Consider the following 605-nt stretch of genomic DNA (forward strand, 5'->3'; position numbering starts at 1 on the left):
TCTTCTGGCGCCAAATCTAAGAAATATTTAAAGGACATGTCATATCGAGAACGTTCAACCAAGTCAACGTCCGATACATCATGAATCGCCTTTAATAATAGATACTTAAACATACGAATTGGTGGAATCGCATTGCGACCGTTATCCAAACAGTATTTAGTTTTCAGCTCTTCTAGAATAAAGGAAAAATCCACAAGTTCATTGATTTGGCGAAGCATGTTGTCTTTTGGCACGACGATATCGTAAATCGCCATGTATGGACTTAGGTTAAGGGTTTCCTTGTTTGAAATCATGGGACGCACCACCTGCATTTACTTTATTTTAGTATACAGGAAAAGGATGATTCTTTAGATAGGAGAAGAAAATTTCCTTCCTGGTAAGCAGATACTAGTTGATTGGAGTGGAAGGCGGCGACTCCAGCCGGAATAGCATGAGGTGAAGACCCCGCAGGAGCGTAGCGACGAGGAGGCTGAAGCCATGCCGGCGGAACGCGTCCGCCTGGAACGTAAATCAACAGCTCCCCAATTTAAAAAAGCGAGTAAGTGAACGATAAATCGTTCACTTACTCGCTTTGAAATATCTTTGAGGACTTTTTCAGTGGCCTC

The 605-nt window shown here is 42.6% G+C and carries 2 protein-coding genes; both read right to left on the minus strand.

Annotated features, from left to right (window positions below; translation table 11 throughout):
* The coding region (locus JFL43_RS22150; protein ID WP_200750726.1) for a transposase at positions 1–293 on the minus strand (293 nt) is incomplete at its 3' end.
* 54 nt (positions 294–347) lie between these two features.
* On the minus strand, positions 348–605 hold a 258-nt coding region (locus JFL43_RS22915; protein ID WP_234447968.1), incomplete at its 5' end, for a hypothetical protein.

It is taken from the genome of Viridibacillus soli (genome assembly GCF_016612995.1).
In the GTDB taxonomy this organism is placed as follows: domain Bacteria; phylum Bacillota; class Bacilli; order Bacillales_A; family Planococcaceae; genus Viridibacillus; species Viridibacillus soli.